Here is a 21,586-nt window from a genome sequence, read left to right as displayed (position 1 = left end):
AAACGGGGAAGCCATGGACAAGGCGACGGCGATTGCACAACTAAAAGCGCACGAGGCCGAATTGCGCGGGCTTGGCGTGGAGCGATTGTCACTTTTCGGCTCGACTGCGCGTGGCGAGGAGGGGCCTGACTCGGATATCGACCTCGCAGCGCGTTTTGCGCCGGAGGCCATGATCGATGGTTTGGAATTTGTTGCCATCAACGACCGCATAGAAGCGATTTTGCGGACCAGAGTGGATCTCGTTGCCGAGCCTGCGAGAAAGGCGCGAATGCAGCAGAACATCGACCGGGATCGTATTCGTGTCTTCTGATCGCGAGCAGCAGCGCCTGAGAGATATCATCGAGAATGGCGAAGCGGCGCAGGCTTAGCTCGCCGACCTTACGGTGGTTGAGTTTGCGCGAAACCAGATGCTTATCGATGCAGTCGAGCGCTGCCTGCAAAGAATTACGGAAGCCGTTGTGAAGATTGGTGAGGAGCGGTTTACCGTAGTTGCGCCAGACGTGTCGTTTCATCAAATAAGGGGCCTCGGCAATCGACTCAGGCACGAATACGACACCCTTGATGAGGCGGTAGTCTACAATACCGTGCACAAGAGTTTGCCTGTTTTGCTCGCCCGCTGTCGCGCGGCTCTTGCTGAGTGACGGGGCTCTCGCTATCACTGTCATAATCGGCTAATACACCTTCCGTGTTCAAGAAGATGCGATTCGGATCGGGGCGGTTTGGGGCAGGCGGGGCGTCTGCTGCCGATGCTTCATGGCCGCCGCCGGGGCTGGGCGAGGCGCGTAACCCCTGGGCTGAGCCTGAAGATTTCACGCCGATCGCGCCCGACCCGGTCAGGCCGCCGCGCACGCGCTGGTGGTGGGCCAAACGGGGGCTGGCTGCCCTGTTCGTGCTGTTCCTGATCCTGCTCGCCTGGCTGGCGATTACCGCGCCCTTGTCCAAGTCGCTCGAGCCGATCGCGCCGCCGGAGATCACGCTGCTCGCCGCCGATGGCACGCCGATCGCGCGCAGCGGGGCGGTGGTCGAGGAGCCGGTCGCGGTCGACAAGCTCCCGCCGCATGTGGTTGAAGCGTTTCTCGCGATCGAGGACCGGCGCTTCTACTCGCACTGGGGCATCGATCCGCGCGGCCTGGCGCGGGCGCTCTGGTCGAACATCACCGGCAGCAGCGTGCAGGGCGGCAGCACGATCACGCAGCAGCTTGCCAAGATCAGCTTCCTCACCCCCGAACGCAGCCTGACGCGCAAGCTGCGCGAGATGCTGATCGCCTTCTGGCTGGAGGCGTGGCTGAGCAAGGACGAGATACTGGGGCGGTACTTGTCCAACGCCTATTTCGGGGACAATGTGTACGGCCTGCGCGCGGCATCGCTGCACTATTTCTATCGCCAGCCCGAAAAGCTGAAACCCGAACAGGCGATCCTGCTGGCAGGGCTGGTCCAGGCACCCTCGCGCTTCGCGCCGACGCGCAACTGGCAAGGCGCGAGCAAGCGCGCCGCCATGGTGCGCGCGGCGATGGTCGATGCGGGCTATCTGACCCAGAGGGAGGCCGACGCGCTGCCGCAGCCGCGGCTCGACGTGCATGAGCGACCCAAGCTCGCCAACGGCACCTATTTCGCCGACTGGGCGATGCCCCAGGCGCGGGCGCTCACAGAGATGTCGCACAGCCGCCTGACGCTGACGACGACGCTCGACGCCAGGCTGCAACGCGCCGCCGAGCGTATCGTCGCACGCTCCGGCCTCGGCAAGGCGCAGGTGGCGCTGGTGGCGATGCGCACCAATGGCGAGGTCGTGGCCATGGTCGGCGGCAAGAGCCATGCGCAATCGCCGTTCAACCGCGCGACCCAGGCCAAGCGCCAGCCCGGCTCCACCTTCAAGCTGTTCGTGTATCTCGCCGCGCTGGAAGCGGGGATGGAGCCGAATTCGGTAATCGAGGATAGCCCGATCACCACGGGCAGCTATCGTCCGCGCAACGCCGGTGACCGATATCGCGGCGTGATCAGCCTCGAGGAAGCGTTTGTGCATTCGAGCAATGTCGCCGCCGTCCGGCTGTTCCAGAAGGTGGGCAGCGAAAAGGTGATCAAGCAGGCGACGCAGCTTGGCCTGAAGGGACCATTTGCGGAAGGCGACCCCAGCCTCGCGCTGGGCAGCGGCAGCGCGACTCTGCTCGAAATGACGGCCGCCTATGCCGGTATCGCGGGCAATCAATGGCCGGTCGAACCGCACGCGTTCAAGCGCGACGAGCAGGGCTGGTTCGAATGGCTGGTCGATGGGCCGGATCGCTATTCGTCGCGCGTGCACGAGCAGATGCAGGACATGCTGCGCGCCGCGGTCAATCGCGGCACGGGGCGCGCGGCGAGCCTCAATATTCCCAATTTCGGCAAGACAGGCACCAGCCAGGACAATCGCGATGCGCTGTTCATCGGCTATGCGGGTGACCTGGTCGTGGGCGTGTGGATCGGCAACGATGACAACAGCCCGATGCAGGGCATTCGCGGCGGCGGGCTGCCTGCGCGCATCTGGCGGCAGTTCATGGGCGAGGCAATCCCGGGAGCCGTGCCGCAGCGCCGCGCCGCGCCCGTCGCGCCGCCCGAGGAGGTCGACCCCGATCCGGTGATCGGTCCGCTGCTCGAAGGCGGGATAGAAGGCCAGGTCGGCGGCGCGAACGTGCGCGTCACCCCGGATGGACTCACCATTTCGGGCGATGTCGGCGGTGCGCCGGTCGAGGTGACGGTCGATGGCAATGGCGCGAATGTTCAGCGCCAGCGGCCGCCGCCATCCGATCCGCCGCAATAGCGCTGCGCCGGTCGCTTGACATACGCGGCGCGCCCCTTCAGCGATAGCGCATGACCAACCGCACTCCGCTTGATGACCTGAAGAACGTGCTGGCCGGGACCGCGCGGGCGATCGCCAGCCAGCCCGAGATCGAGGTGGCGTTCACCGCCGATCCGCCGTCGCAATCGGGCACCAAGCTGCGCGTGCCGATGCCGGGGCGCAAGCTGCCAGCCGATCAGGTCGCCGAGGCGCGCGGCTTTGCGGACCTCTATGCGCTGCGGCTGAAGCACCACAACCCTGCGCAGCACGCTGCCAATGCGCCGCGCGAGGCGGTAGCGCGCGCGGCCTTCGATGCGGTCGAGCAGGTACGGATCGAGGCGCTCGGCACGCGATCGATGCGCGGGCTGGGCGCGAATCTCGATGCGGCGCTGGAAATGCGGATGCGCTCCGACCCGATTGCCCGCGCCACCCGCGCCGACGAGGTGCCGATCTCGACCGCGCTCGGCCTGATCGTGCGCGAGCGGCTCACCGGCACGCCCATGCCTGCGGACAGCGTCGCGGGCGTCAACCTCGTGCGCGAATGGATCGAGAGCAAGGGCGGCGAGGATATCGAAAATCTCGCGCTGTCGCTCGACGACCAGGCCGGCTTTGCCGCGCTCGCCAACCGGCTGCTCGAACATCTGGAGCTCACCGAAGGCCAGATGGACGAGGAGGACAGCCAGGACGAGGGCGACGAGGACGATTCGTCCGAACAGGGCGAGCCCGAGGATCAGGAGGGTGAGCAGGACGGCACCGACCAGGGCCAGACCGAGGCGCGTGGGCAAGAACAGACCGGCGAGAACGAGGAAGGCGATTCCTCGGAGACCGAAGGCGAGATGGAGCAGGGGGATGATGGCGACCCCGGGGAAATGGGTGACGACGGCATGATGCCGACGCGGCCCAACCGCCCGTGGACCGATCTTCCCAATGATTTCGAGTACAAGGCGTGGACGACGCGCTTCGACGAAGTGATCGAGGCGACAGACCTGTGCGACGAGGACGAGCTGTTGCGCCTTCGCGCCTATCTCGACCAGCAGCTGGCGCATCTGCAGGGCGCGGTGACCAAGCTCGCCAACCGCTTGCAGCGCCGCCTGATGGCACAGCAGAGCCGCAGCTGGGATTTCGATCAGGAAGAAGGCATGCTCGATGCCGCGCGACTGGCGCGCGTTGTCGTCGCGCCCGGCCATTCGCTGTCATACAAGATCGAGCGCGATACCGAGTTCCGCGATACCGTCGTCACGCTGCTGATTGATAATTCCGGCTCGATGCGCGGCCGCCCGATCAGCATCGCCGCGATCAGCGCAGACATCATGGCGCGCACGCTCGAACGCTGCGGCGTCAAGACCGAGATTCTGGGTTTCACCACCAAGGCCTGGAAGGGCGGCCAGTGCCGCGAGGACTGGCTGGCGCACGGGCGTTCGCCGCTGCCTGGGCGTCTCAACGACCTGCGCCATATCGTCTACAAGAAGGCCGACGAACCCTGGCGGCGCGCGCGCAAGAATCTGGGCCTGATGATGCGCGAAGGCCTGCTCAAGGAAAATATCGACGGCGAGGCGCTGCTCTGGGCGCACAACCGCCTGATCGCGCGCCCCGAAGAGCGCCGCGTGCTGATGGTGATTTCCGACGGTGCGCCGGTCGATGACTCGACGCTCTCGGTCAACCATGGCGCGTATCTGGAACAGCATCTGCGCAAGGTGATCGACTGGATCGAGAAGATGTCGCCAGTGCAGCTGATCGCGATCGGCATCGGACATGACGTGACCCGCTATTACCGGCGCGCGGTGACGATCATGGATGCCGAACAACTGGGCGGCACGATGGTAGAGCAGCTGGCGGGATTGTTCGACGACGAATAGCCGATACTTGCTTGTCGATGTTATAGCTTTGTGCTAACGGCGTGCATATGAAATCCGCGCTCCGCAAAATGGGTAATTCCACTGGTCTGATCCTGCCCAAGCCGGTTCTGCAGGAACTTGGCGTGGGGACGGGAACGATGATGGATATTGTCGTAGACAATGGCCGCGTCGTGGCGACGCCCATCGTGGGTGATCGTCACCAGGGCTGGGCCGATGCGGCCCGCGAGATCGGTCGGCAGGATTTGAGCGAGGATGCGATTGCCTGGCAGGGCTTCGCGAACGAAGACGATGACGGCCTGACATGGTGAAGCGTCCCTTTCCCGCGCAGGGAGAGGTCTGGCTGTGCGCGCTCGATCCTACAAAGGGTGCCGAAATCCAGAAGACTCGTCCGTGTGTGGTGGTCAGCCCCGATGTTCTCAATGCCGGCCTCAGAACTGCTTTGGTCGTACCGCTTACCAGCGGAGGGTTTTCTGCGCCTTTTCGGGTAAACGTCCGCTTTGGTGGTCGTGACGGGCTGCTGGTACCGGATCAGATGCGTGCCGTCGACCGGCTGAGGCTCGTCAAACGGTTAGGGCTGATCGACCCCGTCGCGCTGGCATCGGTGCTGGGCATATTGCGCGAGATGTTCGAGCAACCATAACGTCGGGATCAACGGTTGCCAAACCGCGTCAGGCTCCTTAATCAAGCGATTAAATTAAGTCTGCATGGAGCCCCCGCCTTGAACGTATCCGAAGCCGTTGCCAGCCGCCGTTCCGTGCGCGAATTTCTGCCCGATCCGGTACCGCTGGAGACCATTCGAGAGATTCTGACCAAGGCGCAGCGCTCGCCCTCGGGCGGCAACACCCAGCCGTGGAACGCGGTTGTGCTGACCGGTGAGCCGCTGGCCGACCTCACCGCGAAGATCAAGGCCAAGGCGCAGAGCGCGCCGATGGGCGAGGGGATGGAATATGCCATCTACCCCGCAGATCTCGAGGGGCGCTACGAGCAGCAGCGGCGCGCGGTCGGCCAGGCGATGTTCGACGCGCTGGGCATCGCCCGCGAGGATGGCGCGGGCCGGGTCCGCCAGATGATGCGCAACTGGGACAGCTTCGGCGCGCCGGTGCAGATCTTCACCTATTGCCGCACCTATATGGGGCCACCGCAATGGTCGGACATGGGCATGTGGCTGCAGACGGTGATGCTGCTGCTGCGCGAGGCGGGACTGGACAGCTGCCCGCAGGAAATCTGGGCGATGTACGGCCGCTATATGCGCGAACTGCTGGGCATCAGCGACGATTACATCTTCTTCACCGGGATGGCGGTGGGCTATCGCAATCCCGATGCGCCGGTAAACGCTTTCACGGTCCCTCGCGTGGCGATCGACGAAGCCATCCAGTTTCGCGGTTTCTGACCGGCGCCATCGCTTCCCGCGCGCAGATCACTTGACCGGTCAATTCTGATGGGTATGCCATGGCGGCAACTGGTCAGCCTGCTATGGACAGGCTATATCGGACAGCATGAAGCCTGAGCGGGTCGCACCGAGGGCAATGGTCTTGATCGGCATTTCTGCAAGGGGGCAGGGTGCCTGGGGGTGCGATGATGCGACGGATCGGATGGTGCAGCGAAGCCGGAGCGCAATCGCTTTTAACGCGCCTCAAGCCATGGGCTCTTGACCTGGCGCGAATGGCGTTTCGCTGAAGCCATGGCCAGCCAGCCAGATATGCCCGCTGCGGCAGCGACCAGCCGCGACGAGATGGGGCGCTCGGCCACGCGGCTGATCCGCCAGCTCGGACTGGTGCGGCTGCTCGCGACGCTCGGCTTTCTGGGCTTCGCGCTCGCCATTGCGCGCTACAGCACCGAAATGCCGCTGCTCGGCGATGCCGAAAACGCGATGTACGACATGCGCGCGGCCAATTTCGCCAAGAAGGTCGATCAGGACCCGCGCATCCTGATGGTCGTCTATACCGACGACACGTTGATCGATACCGGCCAGCGTTCTCCGGTGGATCGCACCATCCTGGCAAATGCGTTGACCAATATCGACCGGATGGGTGCCAAATCGATCGGCATCGATATCCTGTTCGATCAGCCGCAGGACGATGATGAGGCGCTGAAAACCGCGTTGCGCAATATGCAGACCCCCACGCATGTCGCCTATGCCAGCAACGCGACAAATACCGAGGCGATCCAGTTCCGCCAGCAGCAGTTCCTCGAACAGTTCCTGAAGGATGTCACCACCGACAAGACCAAGCCGACAAGCATCCGGCTGGTCACGGACTCGGATGGCGTTGCCCGGCGCTGGCCCGACCAGCCCAAGAACCTGCCGCCGATCATGGTGCGCGCGATGACACCGCCGGACCCTGCCTTTGCCGATTATCGCGGCGCGATCCGCTTCCGTCTGCCGCTGTCGTCCGACCGGCCGGTGATCAACAAGCTGCCGATCGACCTGTTCGCCGATCCGGCCAGTGCCGAGTTCGTCGCGAGCGAGGTCAAGGGACGGCACATCCTGATCGGCGGCGATTTCGTCGATTTCGACAAGTTCGATACGCCGCTGACCCGGATCGGCGATGTCGTGACCGGCGAATCGCAGATGATTGGGCTGGAAGTGCACGCGCACATGATGTCGCAGCTGCTCGACAAGGATCGGCCCTTCGCCTTCCCGAACTGGTCCCTATGGGCGATGGCGCTGGCGGTCGTCATTGCAGGCTGCATCACCGCGATCAGCCAGGCGCGCGCCTGGATCATGGGGCTGCTGCTCGGCAGCCAGATCCTGTTCTTCATGACCGCGCCGTTCCTGTTGCAATATTACGGGTTCGACACGCTCAACCTGCCGAGCTTCGGCTGGGCGACGGGGTGGCTGCTCGCCTATACCTCGGTGGGTGCGGCCGCGCGCGTGGTCGGGTCCAAGCAGCGCGCCTTCGCGCAGAACGCGCTGGGCAAATATCTGCCTCGTTCGGTCGCGGCGGAGATCCTGAAGGACCCGGACAAGCTGGCGCTGCACGGCGAGAAGCGCGAGATCTTCTGCGTCTTCACCGATCTGGAAGGCTTTACCAAGCTGACCCATGCGATCGAGCCGGAAATGGTCGCGCTGCTGCTCAACAACTATCTAGACCGGCTCGCGGATGTCGTGCTGCAATATGGCGGCACGCTCGACAAGTTCGTGGGCGATGCCGTGGTCGCCTTCTGGGGCGCGCCGATCGGCTTTCCCGACGATGGCGAGCGCGCGGTGCGCGCGGCCTGGGCCATGTACGAGGCGGGCGAGGAGTTCCGCAAGAGCGCGCCCGAAGGCGTGCCGCCGATCGGTCGCACGCGCGTCGGCGTGCATTTCGGCGAGGCGATCGTCGGCAATTTCGGCGGCGAGGGGCGCATCCAGTATACTGCGTTCGGCGACAGCATGAACACGGCGGCGCGGCTCGAGGCGGCGAACAAGAATCTGGATACCCGCGTGCTGGTCAGCCGCGAGGCCGCCGAAAGGTCCGGATTGGACTGGTATCGCCCGATGGGGCGGATCGTGCTAAGAGGACGCGCCAAGCCGGTCGATATTTACGAGCCCGCGCCCGACAGGCCGGAGAGCGAGCGCCAGGCCATTGCCGTGCTGGTTGCGGCGCATGAAGCGGGAAATGATGCGGCTGTGGTTCAACTCACATCGCAGCTTGCGCAATTGGGGCAGGAAGAGGCCATCGCGAATTTGTTCAAGCGACTTGGTCAGACACAAAAAGGAGAAAGCTATGTTCTCGGTTGAAAGGAAGTCCGTACTTCGCCGGGCACTTGCGATGGGTGCCATGGTGACGCTGGGCATTGCTGGCAGCAGTGCGGCGATGGCGCAGTCCATGGTCGTACGCTCGGTCGGTCCTTCGGCAGCGCAATTTCCTGCCGGCAAGAAGCTGCCCGCCAACACCAAGGTGGTGCTGAAGGCCAGCGACAAGGTGACCGTGCTCGACAAGGCCGGCACGCGTGTCCTGTCCGGCCCCGGTACCTTCACACTCGACGGCACGGTCAAGCGCGACCAGACGCAGAGCACCCAGATTGCCAGCTTGCTCGCGACCGGTGGCCCTGCGACGCGCAGCCGCACCGGGGCCGTCCGCGGCGCTCCGGCCAAGGTTGCTGCTCCCGCTACCCCGCGCAGCCCGAACCTGTGGTTCATCGATGCGAGCCAGTCGGGCAAGTTCTGCGTGGCTGAACCCGCCCGCCTGATGTTCTGGCGCGCCAAGGTCGATCAGGATGTCCAGCTGAAGCTTGCCGGAACCGGCGCATCGGCGACGATCGACTGGAAGAAGGGATCGGGCAACCGGCTGTGGCCGATGGCCGAACTGCCCGTTGCGCCCGGCAGCTATACGCTCACCGGCCCCGATGGCGTGGCGCGCAAGATCGATCTGGTCGTGTTGCCCAGCGTGCCGGCCGAGGTCGACGAACTCGCCGGAACGCTGATCGAGAATGGCTGCGAAAACCAGCTCGGCCTGCTGGTCGAGACCATGGCGGCAGCGGACCAGGCCAGCGGTACCAGCGGCGATCGGTAAGCATCCAGCCGACATTCAGACCCCGTCCGCGCCGCTGCGACCGGCACGGGCGGGGTTTTTCGCGTGTGCCATCGCGGCTTGACGGCCCGCGCTTTTTGCAGGCAATGGCCGGGGCATGACGAGCCCTGCAGATACCGCCCCGCTGATGCTGTTCAACAGCCTCACCCGTTCGCTCGAAGCGTTCGAGCCGGTCCATCCCGGCGAAGCGCGGGTCTATAGCTGTGGGCCGACGGTCTATAACTACGCGCATCTCGGCAATATGCGTGCCTATGTCTTTGCGGACACGCTGGGGCGCGTGCTGAGCTTCAAGGGCTTTGCGCTCAAGCATATCATCAACATCACCGATGTCGGGCATCTCACCGACGATGCCGATGACGGCGAGGACAAGCTGGAAAAGGCAGCGGCGGAAAAGGCGCAATCGATCTGGGACATTGCCCGCCATTATACCGAGGCGTTCTGGGAAGACATCAAGGCGCTCAACATCCGCCAGCCGGCGGAATGGTCGATCGCGACCGATTATGTGCCCAAAATGATCGAGTTCGCCAAGTCGATCGCGGACAAGCATTGCTACGAACTGCCCAGCGGCCTGTATTTCGACGTGTCGACGGTCAGCGATTACGGATCGCTGGCGCGCGCGGCGACCGAGGCGGGCGAGGGGCGGATCGAGGCGGTCGAGGGCAAGCGCAACGCGCAGGACTTCGCCATCTGGCGCAAGACGCCCGAGGGCGAGACGCGGCAGATGGAATGGGACTCACCTTGGGGTAAGGGGGCGCCCGGCTGGCATCTCGAATGCTCGGTAATGAGCGAGGCGCTGCTCGGCTTTCCGTTCGACATCCATACCGGCGGGATCGACCATCGCGAAATCCACCATCCCAACGAGATCGCGCAGAACCAGGCCTATGCCTGCTCGCACGGCAGCGGCGCGCGCTTCTGGATGCACAATAATTTCCTGATCGACCGGACAGGCAAGATGTCCAAGTCGAGCGGCGAATTCCTGCGCCTGCCGCTGCTGGTGGCCAAGGGTATCCACCCGCTCGCCTATCGGCTGATGTGCCTGCAGGCGCACTATCGCAGCGAGCTGGAGTTCAGCTGGGACAATCTGCTCGCCGCGCTGACCCGGCTGAAGCGGCTGGTGATGGCGGTCGCGGCGCTGCGGGGTCAGGCAGAGATGGCCGGGACGGTGGAACATCCACGTCTGCAACAGCTGCTCGCCGATTTCGGCGCAGCGGTGTCCGATGATCTCAATACCGCCAAGGCGCTGACCGTGCTTGACGACGTTCTGGCGCAGAAGAAGGTCGATGCCGGGCAGCGTCTCGCCGCTATCGCCGCGATGGACGCGGTTCTGGGGCTCGATCTGCTGGCCCTGGAACGCGCCGACCTGCGCCTCCGCCCGGCCGCAGCGAATATCGATGAAGCCCGGATCGAGCATATGCTCAAGCTGCGCAAGGAGGCGCGGGCAGACAAGAATTTCGCCGCCTCCGATGCGATCCGCGACGAGCTGGTCGCGGCAGGCATCGAGGTGATGGACGGCGATCCGTTGGGCTGGGAATGGCGGATCGAAGCCTGATCGACCCGAGTTCCTGCCGTTTACCCTCGAGGTAATCGCGCCGCGCCGCGCACCGGCTATGGTGCGGGCATGTTCGAACGTTTGCTCTGGATCCTCCTCGCATTGGTCCACACCGGTCCGGCTTTGGCGCTGGTGCGGCCCAGCCTGCTTTCGCGGCTTTATGGCATCAGCCCAGGCGACCCGGCCTTTCTGCTGGTGCAGCATCGCGCCGCGCTGTTCCTGTGCATTTGCGTCGTTTGCCTCTGGGCTGCGTTCGATCCCGGCGTGCGCAGACTGGCCGTTTTAACCACCGGCGTCAGCATGCTGTCTTTTCTGGTCCTGTATCGGCTGGCGGGAGGTCCGCCGCATCTCCAAGCGATTGCGATCACCGATTTTGTCGCCTTGCCAGTTCTCGCCGCATCCGCCTATCTAGCCTGGAGATAGAATACAGGTTGGGGAGAGAGCATGACCAAGGCCGTGATTTCCGCGCTCGTGCGCCCGCTGATCGAGGGCGTGATTCCCGAAGGCATGCAGGTCGTCTGGATCGGCTCGGCCGAAGAAGCGCTGCGCGAGGTTTTCGATGCGGACATCGCCTGGGTCGACATGCACGACAAGCAGGCGATGCGCGATATCATCGCGGCGGGGGAGAAGCTGCAATGGGTGTCGACGCTCTATGCCGGGCTCGATCATTTTCCCGTCGAACAGCTCATGAAGCGCGGTACCCGGGTCACGAATGGCGTCGGGGTCAACACCATCGCCGTCGCCGAATATGCGGTGCTCGGCATGCTCAGCATGGCCAAGGGCTATGCCGATGTCGTGCGTGCGGCCGACCGGCGTGAATGGCTCTGGGCGTCGCCAGGCACGGTCGAGCTCGATGAAACACGCGCGCTGATCATCGGCTATGGCGCGATCGGGTCTGCGATCGGAGACCGGCTGAAAGGCTTTGGCGTGGACGTCACCGGCGTCGCCCGCACCGCGCGGCCTGAAGACGGCATATTGGGCGCGGAAGAATGGCGCGGCAAGATCGGCGACTATGACTGGGTGGTGATCGCCACGCCCTCGACCCGCGAGACCGATGCGCTGATCGGCGCGGACGAACTGGCGGCGATGAAGGACAGCGCGATCCTGGTGAATATCGCGCGCGGCGAATGCGTCGATCAGGATGCGCTGATCGACGCGCTCAAGGCCAGGACCATCGCGGGTGCGTTTCTCGACGTGACCACGCCCGAGCCGCTGCCCGCCGACCACGAGCTGTGGACGCTGCCAAATGTGCAGATCTCGATGCACCTGTCGGGCCGGGCGCAGACGCGGATGTTCCAGCGCTCGGCCGCGCTGTTCGCCGAGAATCTCGGGCGGTTCGTGCGCGGGGAGATGCTGGTCAACGAGGTCGACCTGGCGCTGGGCTACTGATCGTCACCGTGGCTCACGCATATCTGGCATGGGCCTGCGCGATCTTCACATGGTAATTGTTCCGGGCATAGCCGGGTCCGTTATAGCCCCGGGCAAAGGCGATGCAGTCCTCGGGGTTGTTGCTGACCGCCTTCAGCGCCTTCACCAGTCCCCGGTTCTCGATAAACGTGGCAAAGGCCCGGAGATGCGCTGCCTCTGACACCTTCATCGCCTCCCAATAGGCTTCGACCGTGTCGAACCCTGCGAGCCTGTGGTTGAAGCCCATGATCTGCGCGCCGCCGACCGAGGCGGACATCAGGGCAGCGTGGCGGTCGAGCTGCATCGCCTTCCACAGCCGCACATATTCGCCCTGGCCACCGATATAGAGCTTGCGGTTCCAGACCCTGCTCGAGAGATTGGGGTGGCTGTGGCGATATCTGCCAGCGGTCTGGCGATCGAAGACATGCGCTTCGAACAGAATCTTGGGCAGATGCGGACCGTCCAGAAAGCCGCCGGGGCCATCGAGCGCGAGGATATCGGAACGCACGTCCGTGAACCAGCCGCCGCCGCTTTCCACCTCCCACACCGCGCGGATCTGCGCGCTGGTGCAGCCAAGGGTTGCGGCGGCGGTCCGGAAGTCGGCGAGAGTCAGGCCGATCGCTATCGGGGTCGCCGCACCGTTCGAAGCGGGGGCGATGCCGAGCGTGTCCAGCAGGCTGTCGATGGCGATAACCTCGGCCGGCGAAAATGCCTTGCCCTGGCGCAGCGACTTGATGGCAGAAAAGACAGGTGCACGGTTCATGATGTCTACTCTCCAACGGGTAGGGTGCAGGTAAACACGGTGAGCCCCCCGCCACGAACCGCGTCTGGCCTGCAAAATTCTGAGGGGTAATCGGACAGGCTACGCGTCGCTCCCCAACATTCCAAGTCAAATGTTCTTTATATGTTCCATTGATGTCGGGCGGAACCCGTCCCGCTGAGACGGAGGGGAAGGCCGCACTTTTGGCGGGTGACTTGGGCAAAAATTGGGGTTATGCCTTGCGTCACAGCCAGCATGGAAGGCGGATGCCATGCCGGTAACGAGCGGTTCCGCCCGGGCGTAAACAAGCAGCAAGCGCCGCCTGGACATCCTTTCGGTCGCACGAATGCAACGACGAGCCACTTTCGGCTTCCGGGGGAGGAAATTCCATGACCAAAGCATCCGATCTGTTTGTCCAGTGCCTTGAGGCAGAGGGCGTCGAGTATATCTTCGGCGTTCCCGGCGAGGAAAATCTGGACATGCTCGACTCGCTCAGCCGGTCGACCAAGATCAAGCTGATCCTCACCCGGCACGAACAGGGCGCAGGCTTCATGGCCGCGACCTATGGCCGCCATACCGGCAAGGCGGGCGTCTGCATGGCGACCTTAGGCCCCGGCGCGACCAATTTCGTCACCGCCGCCGCCTATGCGCAGCTCGGCGGCATGCCGATGCTGATGGTCACAGGCCAGAAGCCGATCAAGAAATCCAAGCAGGGCCGGTTCCAGATTCTCGACGTGGTCGACATGATGAAGCCGATCACCAAGTTCACCCACCAGCTTGCCAGCGCCGACAATATCCCAAGCCGCGTGCGCGAAGCCTTCCGCTTGGCCGAGGAGGAAAAGCCGGGTGCGGCGCATATCGAATTCCCCGAGGATATTGCCGAGGAAAAGACCGAGTCGGTGCCCTTGAAGCCCAGCTCGACCCGGCGTCCGAATGCGGACAAGAAATCGATCCGCGCTGCGGTCACCGCGCTCGAGCAGGCCAGGTCGCCGATCCTGGTGATCGGGGCCGGCGCCAACCGCACGATGACCAGCCGCATGCTGCTGCAGTTCATCGAAAAGACCGGAATCCCGTTCCTGACGACGCAGCTCGGCAAGGGCGTGATCGACGAGCGCCACCCCAAGTTCCTGGGCTGCGCCGCGCTGTCGGCGGGCGATTTCGTGCACCGCGCGGTCGAGGCTGCGGACCTGATCGTAAATATCGGCCATGACGTGATCGAGAAGCCGCCCTTCTTCATGCAGCCGGGCGGCACGCCGGTGATCCATGTCTCGACCAAGACGGCGGAGGTCGACCCGGTCTATTTCCCCGAGATCGAGGTGATCGGCGACATCGCCAATGCGATCTGGCAGATGAAGGAAGACATCGTCCCCAATGGCGGGTGGAAGTTCGACCATATGCTGGATTATCGCAAGGCGGAGCTGGAGCACACCAACAAGCTGGCCGAGGACGCGCGCTTCCCGATCTTCCCGCCCTATCTCGTTCAGGAAATCCGCAACGCCATGCCCGATGACGGCATCATCTGCCTCGACAATGGCGTGTACAAGATCTGGTTCGCGCGCGGCTATTGCGCCTATCGTCCCAACACCGTGCTGCTCGACAACGCGCTTGCGACCATGGGCGCGGGGCTGCCGAGCGCGATGATGTCGTCGATGGTCTATCCCGACCGCAAGGTGCTGGCGATCTGCGGCGATGGCGGCTTTATGATGAACAGCCAGGAGATGGAGACCGCCGTCCGGCTGGGGCTCAACATGACCGTGCTGATCCTCAACGATAACAGCTATGGCATGATCCGCTGGAAGCAGGCGAACATGGGCTTCAAGGACTGGGGCCTGACCTATGGCAACCCCGATTTCGTCAAATATGCCGAAGCTTACGGTGCCAACGGCTATCGCGTCGAAAGCGCCGAGCATCTGAAGCAGCTGCTCGCGCATACGCGCGACACGCCTGGCGTGCATCTCATCGATTGTCCGGTTGACTATTCGGAGAACGACCAGATCTTGAACATCGACATCAAGAAGATGGCGAAGGAGCTTTAGGCCAGCGCACTCCCTCTCTCCTCCAGGGGGGAGGGTCGGGGAGGGGGGAATGCGCCCCGCTTGCCCTTTCATTGTAACGGGGGAGGGCGGTCCCCTCTCCCAACCCTCTCCCCTGAAGGGGCGAGGGCTTTATGGGATCAGCACATGACCACCCTTAAAACCGTCTACCCGCTCTATCTCAACAATGAGGCGCAGCAGCCGAACACCGATCTGGAGGTGACCGACAAGTTCACCGGCGAGGTCGCGTTCCGGGTGGCGCAGGCCGATGCGGCGACGATCGACGCGGGGATCGCAGGCGCAGTCGAAGCCTCGGAAGCGATGGCGGCGATGCCGAGCTACGAGCGGCAGAATGTGCTCAACCATTGCGTCACGCGCTTCAAGGAGCGCGCCGACGAGCTCGCCTATGCGCTGTGCGTCGAGGCTGGCAAGCCGATCAAGGACTCAGAGGGCGAGGTCAGCCGCCTGATCGACACCTTCCGCATCGCCGCCGAGGAATCGGTGCGGATGACGGGCGAGGTCCAGACCATGGACATCAGCCCGCGCGCCAAGGGCTATCGCGGCATGTGGAAGCGCGTGCCGATCGGCCCGTGCTCGTTCATCTCGCCGTTCAACTTTCCGCTCAATCTCGCCGCGCACAAGATCGCGCCGGCAATCGCGGTCGGCTGCCCGTTCGTGATGAAGCCGGCGAGCCGCACTCCGCTGGGCGCGATCATCATGGGCGAGGTGCTGGCCGAAACGAACCTGCCCAAGGGCGCGTTCTCGATCCTGCCCGCCAGCCGCGACGGCGCGGACCTGTTCACCACCGACGATCGGCTCAAACTCTTGTCCTTCACCGGATCGCCCGATGTGGGCTGGGACCTGAAGGCGCGGTGCGGCAAGAAGAAGGTCGTGCTCGAACTGGGCGGCAATGCGGCGGTGATCATCGATGCCGACGCCAGTCTCGACGACGCGATGGAGCGCGTGATCTTCGGTGCGTTCTACCAGTCGGGCCAGAGCTGCATCGGCGTGCAGCGCATCCTGATCCACGCCGATGTGTATGACAAATTCCGCGACATGCTGGTCGCCAAGACCGCGACGCTGATCGCGGGCGACCCCAAGGACCGCGACACGTTCATCGGCCCGATGATCCACGAGAAGGAAGCCTCGCGGCTCGACGGCTGGGTGCAGGAGGCGGTGGCCAAGGGCGGCACCTTGCTGTGCGGCGGCAAGCGCGACGGGGCGATGCTCGAAGCGACGCTGCTCGAGAACGTGCCGCACGATGGGAGGATCGTTACCGAAGAGGCGTTCGGCCCGGTCGCGGTGCTCTCCAAATTCACCGATTTCAAGGCGGCAATGGCCGAGGTGAACAACAGCAAGTTCGGGCTGCAGGCGGGCGTGTTCACCCGCGACCTGTTCAAGATGTTCGATTGCTGGGACCACCTGGACGTGGGCGGGGTCGTGATCAACGACGTGCCCAGCTTCCGTATCGACAACATGCCCTATGGCGGGGTGAAGGACTCGGGGCTTGGCCGCGAAGGCATCCGCTTCGCGATGGAAGACATGACCGAGATCCGCAACTTGCTGATCCGGGGCGGCTGAGCGATCAGCCGTCTCCCAGAAGCAGCAGCATGATCGTCGATGTCACGAAAAAGCCCTTGAAGATCGCAGAGGCGGCGATCCAGATGCCCTTGAGGGTGGAGACACCGAGTTCGCGAACGAACCAACGCGTCTGGAGCACCGTGTACCAGATCAGGGTCACAAGGAAGATCGGGAAGCCGATATACATCCCGTCATAATAGGCGCCCATGATCTCGTATTCGTAGGTCGTGTCGCTCATGAACGCGAGCGCGACATAGTTGGCGAGGCCGAACGGTGCGGCGACGAAGCACTGGCTGTAGAAAGGCGGGCGCAGCGAGACACGATCGATAGCGATCTTGCGATGCCGTAGCAGGTCCATCGCCAGCACCAGCGGATACACGCTGAAGATGAAGGCGGTGAACATCAGATCGTTCTTCCAGTCCTTCAGGAACTCGGGACTGGTGCGCATCGCCTCCTTGACCGCTTCCGGCCCGATGATCGCATCGCTTACCGTGCTCGCCAACGCGATGGTGATCATCAGGAAGACGGGCGGGTTGATCGTGCTTTCATAACGCTGCTGCGGCCGATCATCGAGCTCGTCATCGGCATAGGCCATCATCTTTGTCGGCCGGAACAGCGAGAGCAGAAAGGTGCGCGGATAGAAATACAGCCAGCTAACGATCTCGAACAATATGTCCTCGACCGAACGCAGCAATCCCATGAAGTCCATGGCGAAATCCCCCCAGATCAGGCGGACAGGTCTAACAGCCGTGGTGAAGGTTTCAACGCCGATCAGTTGCCGCCGGCAGGATAACGGATTGCCATCACCTCATATTCCTTCGCCCCTGCTGGCAGCTGCACGGTCCGCAGATCGCCCAGCGCAGCGCCCTTGAGCGCGCGGGCGAGAGGAGAGCTCCAGCCGATGCGGCCTGCGCCCGCATCCTGCTCGTCATCGCCGACCAGGGTGAGCGTGCGCCAGTTGTCGTCCTCGTCGGCGATATCGACCTCGGCGCCGAACCAGACGCGGCTCTTGTCGCTCTGCGTCGCCGGGTCGATGACGCGCGCGGCCTTCATCTTGCGGGCGAGCCGATTGAGTTCGCGGTCGATCTCGCGCATGCGCTTGCGACCATAGAGATAGTCGCCATTCTCGCTGCGGTCGCCATTGCCCGCCGCCCAGCTGACGATCTCGACAATGGCCGGGCGCTCGACGCCGAGCAGATGGTCATAGCGCGCCTTCAATGCGGCATAGCCTTGCGGGGTGATGTAGTTAGGGCGGTCCATGGCCTCGCCACATAACGGCAAATTTCGTCACCCTGAACTTGTTTCAGGGTCCATTTTGCCGATTGCGCCTCCGGTCAGCGCGGCAAGATGGATGCTGAAACAAGTTCAGCATGACGGTGGAAGCATCAGCCCGGCGTGTTCTTGCCCAGATACCGACTGAGCTTGTCCTTGCCCCGCATCGTGGCGCGCTCGGGGTGCATGACGTCATAGACGACCGCGTTCTCGAGCACCCGCTGGACATAGTTTTTCGTCTCGAAGATCGGGATGCGCTCGACCCATTCGACGATATCAATGCCACCCGTACGCGGGTCGCCATTCGCGCGCAGCCATTTGTTCACATTGCCGGGACCCGCATTGTACGCCGCGACGGCCAAGGGATAGCTGCCGCCGAAATAGTCCATCATGCGGGCAAAATAGCCCGCGCCGAGCTGGATATTGTATCCGGTATCGTCGGTCAGCGCGCCGAGCGAATAGCTGAGCCCCATCTTCCCCGCCTGTTCGCGCGCGGTGCCGGGCATCAGCTGCATCAGCCCGCGGGCTCCTGCATGGCTGACCGCGTTGGGGGCATACTGGCTTTCCTGGCGGGTGATCGCGTGGATCATCGTCCAGCTGCTCAGTGCGCCGGGCGGCACGGGCATCTGCGGGAAGGCGACCGATTGCAGGTCATCGACACCCTTGGCGCGCGCTGCCTGGCCGACGATGACCGCAAGGTCGCGCCGCCCGATCTGCCGTGCGAGTTCGGTGGCGAGCACATGCTCTTCTGGGGTCTTGGCAGCGGCAGCCACCGCGCCGAAAAAGCGCCGCTGGGTCGGCCAGTCGCCGCTGCGCGAGATCGCCTGCGTCGCCTGGACCAGCGAGCTGGCGTTGAAGCGCCCGCGCTCGACCGCGCTCACCTGGACGCGCGGCGCAGTGGCGAACGGCGGAATCTCGCGGCCCAGCCGTTCGGTGGCGAGCTGACCGTAATAATGGTCGGGATAGGCGGCTGCCATTTCGAAATAGCGCATCGCCTCGGCCTGGTCGCCCGCGACCGCTGCCGCGCGCCCAGCCCAGTAAAAGCCCTTGGAGCGCGTCTGCGGGGTGCGTGCGCCGCCGCCATAGCGTGCGAACATGCCGATCGCATCGCGCGGACGCCCCAGATTCTGCAGCGCCACTGTGCCTGCCAGCCAGGTCAGGCTGGTATAATCATCGCGAACGCCAAGGCTTTCGTCCGAAATGTCGTGACCGGTCGGGAAGGCATCATCGACCTTCGATGCGATGTCGAAGGCGAGCCCATATTGCCCGTCATTCTGCGCCGCGCGCGCCTGGCTCAGCAGCAGCTCGTACCAGCTTTCGGCATTGACCGGGCGGTATTGCAGCGCGGGCCGGCTGCCGAGCATCTGCCGCGCCAGTGTCCAGTTGCCGGTATCGACCAGCCGCCTGGCGCGCTGCGCGACATAGCCCGCATCGGCCATCGCTTCTGCACCGAGAGATCCGGCGAGCGCATCGGCATCGGGCAGGTTCTTGAGCATCGCGAGCCGCGCCGCGAACACCGCGCGGCGCGCAGGCGATACATAGCCGAACTGCTCCTCGGCATCGGGCGTCGCTTTCGCCCAGAGCAGCGCATCCATCCGCGCGTCGTGATCGGCGGCGGTGAAGTCGGTGGCGAAGCGGCTGGACAGCATCGCCTTGTCTTCGGGCATCATCGTGCCGCCACGCCAGGCGGCGACCGCAACTCCGCGCGCGGCATCGCGCTGACCCACCGCGTCGAGCGCCATCGCATAGCGCGCGCGGCCGACATTGGTCAGCGGCGCAAAGCGGTTGAAATAGGCGACCACCTCCTGCGGCGCGGCGGGGCCTGCGCCCAAAGCCTGTTCGGCATTGCGGCGCATTTTGTCCTCGTCGGGCCAGCCGGGGTTGGAGATGAGGAAGCTTGCGAAGGTCGAGAAGGTATAGTTGTTCGGCGTGGTGGTCAGCGCACGCCAGTTGGCGATCGTCCCCGACATGTCGGTCGGCATCGACTGGAGCAGGTTGGCGCGGGCGCGATCCCAGTCGCTGCCGTCGCCGCTGCGGCTCGGCACGGCGGCATAGTCGGCGGTCTGGTCGCTGGCGAGACAGGCGGCAGGGACGCCCAGCAGGGGCAGGGCGAGCAGCACGGCGGTGCGCCGCGCAATAGCAATTCGTGAAACCATGCTGGACATGATGCGCTTTCGATCCTTATCAGGCGCTGAACACGCAACCTTGTGTGCGAATGGATTGTTCTTGCCTGATTTGCGGGCAAGGTAAAGGAGCTACCCGATGTTTTCCGGCTCAATTCCGGCCCTTGCGACGCCCTTCCGCGACGGAGCGTTTGACGAGCCTGCCTTCCGCGCGCTGATCGACTGGCAGATCGACAATGGCAGCTCGGGCCTGGTCCCCTGCGGCACCACCGGCGAGGCGGCGACCATGTCGATCGAGGAGCATGACTATGTCGTGCGAGTCTGTGTCGAGCAGGCGGCAGGCCGCGTGCCGGTGATCGCGGGCTGCGGGTCGAACGATACCAAGGTTGCGATCGGGCACATGCTCAACGCCAAGGCCGCTGGCGCCAGCGCCGCGCTGGTCGTGCCCCCCTATTACAACCGCCCGGGCCAGGACGGCGTTCGCGCGCATTTCAAGGCGCTGACCGAGGCGTGCGACCTGCCGATCATGCTCTACAACGTGCCCGCGCGCACCGTGACCGATATCAAGGTCGAGACCATGGCCAAGCTCTCGCGCTTTCCGACGATCATCGGCGTCAAGGACGCGACCGGCGATCTCGAGCGCGTGAGCGCCCAGCGCGCGCAATGCGGCAAGAAATTTTGCCAGCTGTCGGGCAATGATGAACTGGCGCTGGGCCATCGCGCAATGGGCGGCGTCGGCTGCATCTCGGTGACCGCGAACGTCGCCCCGGCGCTTTGCGCGCAGTTCCAGGCGGCGCTCGCCAAGGGCGATTACAAGACCGCGCTGGCGCTCAACGACCGGCTCTATCCGCTCCATTCGGCGATGTTCTCCGATGCCTCGCCCGGCCCGGTGAAATATGCGCTGCACCGGGTGCGGCCCGATTTCCTCCCCGATCTGCGTTTGCCGATGACCCCGCCCGACAAGAAGAGCCGCAAGGCGGTCGACGCCGCTTTGGTCCATGCCGGGCTGATCTGATGGCGCGGCCCAAGCCCGAGACGTTCGACAAGAAAAAGGTCGTCGCCGAGAACCGGCGCGCGCGCTACGACTATGCCATCGATCAGGTCTACGAGGCGGGGATCGCGCTCACCGGCACCGAGGTCAAGTCGCTGCGATTCGGCGAGGGATCGATCGCGGAAAGCTATGCCGAGGTCAGCGACGAGCAGGTCTGGCTGATCAATTCGAACATCCCCGAATTCAGCCATGGCAACCGCTTCAACCACGAGCCCAAGCGCCCGCGCAAGCTGCTGCTCCACGCGCGCGAGATCGCCAAGCTGCACGGCGCGGTCGCGCGCCAGGGGATGACGCTCGTCCCGCTGTCGATCTTCTTCAACGGCCGCGGCCGTGCCAAGGTCGAACTCGCGCTCGCCAAGGGCAAGAAAGCGCCCGACAAGCGCGCGGCGACCAAGGAACGCGAATGGAAGCGCGAACAGGGGCGGCTGCTGCGCGATCGGGGATAAACGGCTCTCTCCGCCTGTCGAAAATTAACCTCGCTTCATAAGATCGCGTGCGTCGGATCACGGCATCGCGCTATGGGGCGTGCTCGAACGGGGTCGCAGCCCGATTCGGTGATTTCGAATCTGGGTAAACGTCGTTTTAATCCGTTGGGGGCTATGGCCTTTTGCGGCGGCGCTCCCACATGGGC

General features: G+C 64.2%; 20 protein-coding genes. 16 read left to right on the top strand and 4 right to left on the bottom strand.

Annotated elements, in window-relative coordinates; all coding sequences use genetic code 11:
* The first annotated feature begins 13 nt into the window (after positions 1-13).
* The 12 genes from OPU69_RS10115 (at position 14) to OPU69_RS10060 (ending at position 12,117) form a co-directional block, all read left to right on the top strand.
* Positions 14-310 (top strand): nucleotidyltransferase family protein, encoded by a 297-nt coding sequence (locus OPU69_RS10115; protein WP_060978440.1) that lies wholly within the window; start codon positions 14-16, stop codon positions 308-310.
* Between the two features lie 73 nt (positions 311-383).
* A complete protein-coding gene (locus OPU69_RS10110) occupies positions 384-641 on the top strand; it encodes a HepT-like ribonuclease domain-containing protein (RefSeq protein ID WP_498510759.1) in 258 nt (85 codons plus the stop codon).
* Between the two features lie 56 nt (positions 642-697).
* Positions 698-2,791, top strand: coding sequence for a transglycosylase domain-containing protein (locus tag OPU69_RS10105; RefSeq protein WP_498510806.1), 2,094 nt, complete (start codon positions 698-700; stop codon positions 2,789-2,791).
* Between the two features lie 50 nt (positions 2,792-2,841).
* On the top strand, positions 2,842-4,665 hold the full coding sequence (cobT, locus tag OPU69_RS10100; protein WP_498510757.1) for a cobaltochelatase subunit CobT: 1,824 nt from the start codon (positions 2,842-2,844) through the stop codon (positions 4,663-4,665).
* A 68-nt stretch (positions 4,666-4,733) separates the two neighbouring features.
* Positions 4,734-4,973: an AbrB/MazE/SpoVT family DNA-binding domain-containing protein gene (locus OPU69_RS10095; RefSeq protein WP_498510755.1), complete on the top strand. Its 240-nt coding sequence runs from the start codon at positions 4,734-4,736 to the stop codon at positions 4,971-4,973.
* The gene (locus OPU69_RS10090; RefSeq protein WP_060978444.1) at positions 4,967-5,305 is read left to right on the top strand and encodes a type II toxin-antitoxin system PemK/MazF family toxin; all 339 of its coding nucleotides are present in this window, start codon (positions 4,967-4,969) and stop codon (positions 5,303-5,305) included. Before OPU69_RS10095 ends, OPU69_RS10090 begins: the two co-directional genes overlap by 7 nt.
* A 78-nt stretch (positions 5,306-5,383) precedes the next feature.
* Positions 5,384-6,055, top strand: coding sequence for a nitroreductase (locus tag OPU69_RS10085; RefSeq protein ID WP_498510753.1), 672 nt, complete (start codon positions 5,384-5,386; stop codon positions 6,053-6,055).
* A gap of 309 nt (positions 6,056-6,364) precedes the next feature.
* A complete protein-coding gene (locus OPU69_RS10080) occupies positions 6,365-8,386 on the top strand; it encodes a CHASE2 domain-containing protein (RefSeq protein ID WP_498510751.1) in 2,022 nt (673 codons plus the stop codon).
* Between the two features lie 31 nt (positions 8,387-8,417).
* Complete coding sequence (locus OPU69_RS10075) at positions 8,418-9,161, top strand: hypothetical protein (RefSeq protein WP_060978446.1); 744 nt, start codon at positions 8,418-8,420, stop codon at positions 9,159-9,161.
* Positions 9,162-9,276: 115 nt separating this feature from the next.
* Complete coding sequence (gene cysS / locus OPU69_RS10070) at positions 9,277-10,728, top strand: cysteine--tRNA ligase (protein WP_498510749.1); 1,452 nt, start codon at positions 9,277-9,279, stop codon at positions 10,726-10,728.
* Positions 10,729-10,851: 123 nt separating this feature from the next.
* Positions 10,852-11,151, top strand: coding sequence for a hypothetical protein (locus OPU69_RS10065; protein WP_498510747.1), 300 nt, complete (start codon positions 10,852-10,854; stop codon positions 11,149-11,151).
* Between the two features lie 21 nt (positions 11,152-11,172).
* Entirely contained in the window at positions 11,173-12,117 is a 945-nt protein-coding gene (locus tag OPU69_RS10060; protein WP_498510745.1) for a D-2-hydroxyacid dehydrogenase, read from the top strand.
* 13 nt (positions 12,118-12,130) lie between these two features.
* Here the strand turns inward: OPU69_RS10060 and OPU69_RS10055 are convergent, their stop codons facing one another.
* Positions 12,131-12,898 (bottom strand): N-acetylmuramidase family protein, encoded by a 768-nt coding sequence (locus OPU69_RS10055; protein ID WP_060978450.1) that lies wholly within the window; start codon positions 12,896-12,898, stop codon positions 12,131-12,133.
* A 386-nt stretch (positions 12,899-13,284) separates the two neighbouring features.
* On the opposite strand from OPU69_RS10055, the gene OPU69_RS10050 reads away from it, so the two are divergent.
* Both OPU69_RS10050 and OPU69_RS10045 read left to right on the top strand, forming a co-directional pair.
* Entirely contained in the window at positions 13,285-14,931 is a 1,647-nt protein-coding gene (locus tag OPU69_RS10050; protein ID WP_060978451.1) for an acetolactate synthase large subunit, read from the top strand.
* A 144-nt stretch (positions 14,932-15,075) separates the two neighbouring features.
* Positions 15,076-16,509, top strand: coding sequence for an aldehyde dehydrogenase family protein (locus OPU69_RS10045; protein WP_498510743.1), 1,434 nt, complete (start codon positions 15,076-15,078; stop codon positions 16,507-16,509).
* A 4-nt stretch (positions 16,510-16,513) separates the two neighbouring features.
* Here OPU69_RS10045 and OPU69_RS10040 read toward each other — a convergent pair whose 3' ends face one another.
* The 3 genes from OPU69_RS10040 to OPU69_RS10030 all read right to left on the bottom strand — a co-directional run bounded on the left by OPU69_RS10040 (position 16,514) and on the right by OPU69_RS10030 (position 19,946).
* Positions 16,514-17,218 (bottom strand): hypothetical protein, encoded by a 705-nt coding sequence (locus tag OPU69_RS10040; RefSeq protein WP_498510741.1) that lies wholly within the window; start codon positions 17,216-17,218, stop codon positions 16,514-16,516.
* 62 nt (positions 17,219-17,280) lie between these two features.
* Positions 17,281-17,769 (bottom strand): GreA/GreB family elongation factor, encoded by a 489-nt coding sequence (locus tag OPU69_RS10035; RefSeq protein ID WP_498510739.1) that lies wholly within the window; start codon positions 17,767-17,769, stop codon positions 17,281-17,283.
* A gap of 125 nt (positions 17,770-17,894) precedes the next feature.
* Positions 17,895-19,946, bottom strand: coding sequence for a lytic transglycosylase domain-containing protein (locus OPU69_RS10030; protein WP_498510737.1), 2,052 nt, complete (start codon positions 19,944-19,946; stop codon positions 17,895-17,897).
* A 97-nt stretch (positions 19,947-20,043) separates the two neighbouring features.
* Between OPU69_RS10030 and dapA the strand changes: the two genes are divergently transcribed.
* Positions 20,044-20,919, top strand: coding sequence for a 4-hydroxy-tetrahydrodipicolinate synthase (dapA, locus tag OPU69_RS10025; protein ID WP_273303551.1), 876 nt, complete (start codon positions 20,044-20,046; stop codon positions 20,917-20,919).
* Entirely contained in the window at positions 20,919-21,401 is a 483-nt protein-coding gene (gene smpB / locus OPU69_RS10020; protein ID WP_498510735.1) for an SsrA-binding protein SmpB, read from the top strand. Before dapA ends, smpB begins: the two co-directional genes overlap by 1 nt.
* Positions 21,402-21,586: the final 185 nt, after the last annotated feature.

It is taken from the genome of Blastomonas sp. 34TW (genome assembly GCF_059803595.1).
This window is presented reverse-complemented; position numbering and strand designations above follow the sequence as displayed.

Coding starts and splice junctions, on each gene's coding strand:
- OPU69_RS10115 (WP_060978440.1), top strand. CDS start 14: ATGGACAAGGCGACGGCGATTGCACAACTAAAAGCGCACGAGGCCGAA.
- OPU69_RS10105 (WP_498510806.1), top strand. CDS start 698: ATGCGATTCGGATCGGGGCGGTTTGGGGCAGGCGGGGCGTCTGCTGCC.
- cobT (WP_498510757.1), top strand. CDS start 2,842: ATGACCAACCGCACTCCGCTTGATGACCTGAAGAACGTGCTGGCCGGG.
- OPU69_RS10095 (WP_498510755.1), top strand. CDS start 4,734: ATGGGTAATTCCACTGGTCTGATCCTGCCCAAGCCGGTTCTGCAGGAA.
- OPU69_RS10090 (WP_060978444.1), top strand. CDS start 4,967: ATGGTGAAGCGTCCCTTTCCCGCGCAGGGAGAGGTCTGGCTGTGCGCG.
- OPU69_RS10080 (WP_498510751.1), top strand. CDS start 6,365: ATGCCCGCTGCGGCAGCGACCAGCCGCGACGAGATGGGGCGCTCGGCC.
- OPU69_RS10075 (WP_060978446.1), top strand. CDS start 8,418: ATGGGTGCCATGGTGACGCTGGGCATTGCTGGCAGCAGTGCGGCGATG.
- cysS (WP_498510749.1), top strand. CDS start 9,277: ATGACGAGCCCTGCAGATACCGCCCCGCTGATGCTGTTCAACAGCCTC.
- OPU69_RS10060 (WP_498510745.1), top strand. CDS start 11,173: ATGACCAAGGCCGTGATTTCCGCGCTCGTGCGCCCGCTGATCGAGGGC.
- OPU69_RS10055 (WP_060978450.1), bottom strand. CDS start 12,898: ATGAACCGTGCACCTGTCTTTTCTGCCATCAAGTCGCTGCGCCAGGGC.
- OPU69_RS10050 (WP_060978451.1), top strand. CDS start 13,285: ATGACCAAAGCATCCGATCTGTTTGTCCAGTGCCTTGAGGCAGAGGGC.
- OPU69_RS10045 (WP_498510743.1), top strand. CDS start 15,076: ATGACCACCCTTAAAACCGTCTACCCGCTCTATCTCAACAATGAGGCG.
- OPU69_RS10040 (WP_498510741.1), bottom strand. CDS start 17,218: ATGGACTTCATGGGATTGCTGCGTTCGGTCGAGGACATATTGTTCGAG.
- OPU69_RS10035 (WP_498510739.1), bottom strand. CDS start 17,769: ATGGACCGCCCTAACTACATCACCCCGCAAGGCTATGCCGCATTGAAG.
- OPU69_RS10030 (WP_498510737.1), bottom strand. CDS start 19,946: ATGTCCAGCATGGTTTCACGAATTGCTATTGCGCGGCGCACCGCCGTG.
- dapA (WP_273303551.1), top strand. CDS start 20,044: ATGTTTTCCGGCTCAATTCCGGCCCTTGCGACGCCCTTCCGCGACGGA.
- smpB (WP_498510735.1), top strand. CDS start 20,919: ATGGCGCGGCCCAAGCCCGAGACGTTCGACAAGAAAAAGGTCGTCGCC.